This is a genomic window from Psittacicella gerlachiana (assembly GCF_003585965.1).
Taxonomy (GTDB): domain Bacteria; phylum Pseudomonadota; class Gammaproteobacteria; order Enterobacterales; family Psittacicellaceae; genus Psittacicella; species Psittacicella gerlachiana.
In genome coordinates, this window is record NZ_NRJF01000226.1 from 1 (window position 1) to 2,768 (window position 2,768).

Here is a 2,768-nt window from a genome sequence, read left to right on the forward strand (position 1 = left end):
TATTAGAGGTGTTAAATGAGTCGAAAAAATCGACTCATTTAACATTTATAAGTATAGATGTATGATTAAATAAAGAATTATGATTAAAAGATGGGTATTATCTTGGATCTTAGGGATAAGTCTAGTCTCTAATTCTTTGGCTTTACCAGCTGCGAATATGTTTTCTCGTGAAGAGGTAGCGCAAGCTTTAGCTGAGCATAAAGATGTGATTTATCCAGCGATGATTAGAGCATTAAAGGTAGACTTAGTTAAAGTTAATAGCATCGTTGTAGCTCCGATTTTAGGAACTCAAGTCGATGATGGAGTTGCCTTAGGAATCCAAGCGTTATTTGCTAAACAACTGAGTGCTTTAGGTTATTATGTAATTCCGCCCGTAATTTCTAATGAGTTTTTTAAATCTCAAGGTTTATATGCAGGTGCTGATGTAAAATCCCTAAATGTTGATAGTCTTTTAAAAAATTTAGGAGTGCAAGCGGTACTTTTTGTTGAGGCGCAAAGAGGGATGTTAGATAATAATCTGATCCTAGGAAATCGAATAAACGTTGATTTAAGTGGAAGCTTAGTTACGTATGGAAATTTTTCGTTTTTAGACTTCTCTTTACAGCATGCCATAGCTTTAACTGATAACATTCTTAATCCAAATGACTCCTTGTTAGTTACTTTTGCTAAGCTAATTGTAACCATGATTAATGCAATTAGAAATGATGATTCTCCAAATGCCAAATTAGTTAAAGTCTTCTCAGCAAATCCATGGTTAGATAATTATTATGCTTTGCCAACTTCATCTTTATTTGCTCTTGATGTAGGTCCTGCAGGGATTAATAATGTACGCCTCTTTTGTCTGCAAAGAACAAATATCAAAGAGGAAGATCTTCGTAATGAGCAAGAGGGATATCAATTTAAACTTTCAGGAATGCTCAACTGCGGTAATGACTCTCGACTTTCTCAACTTGTAAGTTACCATAAAATGTCTAGTCCAAGTTTTTGGGGAATAGAAGAATTCCCTCTAGAAGTTCAACAGCAAGTACAAGAGTACAAGAATTATTTAAGTAGGCTAGGAGTGTTGAAGTAAAATGAAATTACGTCTAGTTCTTATAATTTTAGTAGCACTTGGTGTGTCCTCTTGTTCTACCAACAAAAAGCTTGATTATTATCAGACTTTAAGTACTTCTACTTATTTCTTACCTACAGGAGCAACCAATACTATTTTTCTTGGAGCAACTTTATCAGAACTTTTAGAGAAAGAAGATGGAGATCACTCCTATACCAATAGTTTAATTTCTTCTTTAAAAATTTCTGCTGATGCGAGTAATCCTCAACCTGGAGTAAATATGACCTATGCTTACTTTTTATTAAAGAATAGAGATTACGCTCAAGCAAGATTTTATTTAGAAAGAGAAATAAAATTTTATCCTCAAGGAAAAGAGTTTGTTGAACTTCTTTTAAGAAATATCCCTAATTAATTAAGGAATCTAAAATGAAAAGAATTATTTCATTACTATTAGTAGTTACTAGTTCGGTCTTTTTAAGTTCATGTATTTCTAATACAGTGAGTGTTGTAAAGCAAGAAGAGCAAGGGGTGGTGATTAAACAAAATCAAACTAATACCAAACCTTTATCAGTAGCTATTGCACGCTTTGAAAATAAATCAGATTATAACAGTGGTGTTTTTGCGAATAGCTCTTTAGCTCAACAAGGCTTAGATACTTTAGTGCAAACCATGACTCAATCTGGTTATTATCAAGTAATGAATCGTTCGTTAATTCAATTTGCGAACTATGAAAGCGAATTAAATGGTTATCAATTTAAAGCAGAAGGGGCTCGTTACTTAGTTTCAGCAGCAATTACTGAATTTGGAAGACGTTCTGAAACTCGTCAAGTACTTTATGGTTTAGCTGGTAAAAGTAAATCAGAAATTGCTTATGCAACAGTAGTGATTAATTTAATTGATACTCGTAATGGTGCGGTGGTGTTATCAACTACAGGTACGACACAAATTGATATTACAGGCACAAGAGTATTAGGTTCAGGTGGTTATGTTAGTTATGACTCTACACAAATGCAACGTGTGTTAACTTTAGCAATACGTGAAGCTGTAAATAATTTAACTACTGAAACTTTAAATAGAAATTTACACAACTAATTAAAAAAATAAAAGCTTCAAGATTTTTCTTGAGGCTTTTGTTATATGAAAAATTAATCTTTAAGGGAGTAATTTTTTATTCTTGTAGAGATTATTTAAGTTTAGGTAAAGACTATAAGTTAGAAAATTATCTTACATAAAAATTCATTAGAATCTAAGTTTTATAAAGAGTTCTTATATTAAAATATTAGTAATGTATTTTTTTAAGGTTGTTATATGAATGTATATTTTTCCGATCTAGTAGAGGTTTATCGTAACTCAAAACCTATAAATGATTCTAAACAACGTATTTACTTTGTCAGTACAGAAAAAAAACTAATCAAATTACAACAATTATTATCGAGTAATAATGGAGAAAATAGTGGTTTAACCGCATGTGAGATACCTAAGGTAGGAGAGGTAATAACTCTTACATTTGGTACTCCAAGTGCTAGTTTCGGACATTTTTTTGAGGATCTAAGCTGTTTATTTAATTATGGAGTAGATAATTTAAATAATTCCGATATTTTAGATTTGAATTACTATATTCTTTCTCAAGATATAGCTTCTTTTGATAAAAATATAAGAGTATCTGAAGTTTATACAAGTTCTTTAGAATTTTTAAAATCAATGAGTAAATATGATG

At 31.1% G+C, this 2,768-nt stretch carries 3 protein-coding genes and 1 pseudogene; all 4 read left to right on the forward strand.

Features of this window, described 5'->3' with window-relative positions:
- The first annotated feature begins 79 nt into the window (after positions 1 to 79).
- Entirely contained in the window at positions 80 to 1,072 is a 993-nt protein-coding gene (locus tag CKF59_RS06900) for a GNA1162 family protein (protein WP_119535206.1), read from the forward strand.
- Position 1,073: 1 nt separating this feature from the next.
- Entirely contained in the window at positions 1,074 to 1,463 is a 390-nt protein-coding gene (locus tag CKF59_RS06905) for an outer membrane protein assembly factor BamD (RefSeq protein WP_119535207.1), read from the forward strand.
- A gap of 14 nt (positions 1,464 to 1,477) precedes the next feature.
- The gene (locus CKF59_RS06910) at positions 1,478 to 2,143 is read left to right on the forward strand and encodes a CsgG/HfaB family protein (protein WP_119535208.1); all 666 of its coding nucleotides are present in this window, start codon (positions 1,478 to 1,480) and stop codon (positions 2,141 to 2,143) included.
- 216 nt (positions 2,144 to 2,359) lie between these two features.
- Positions 2,360 to 2,768, forward strand: a pseudogene (locus CKF59_RS06915) (hypothetical protein); the annotation flags it as partial.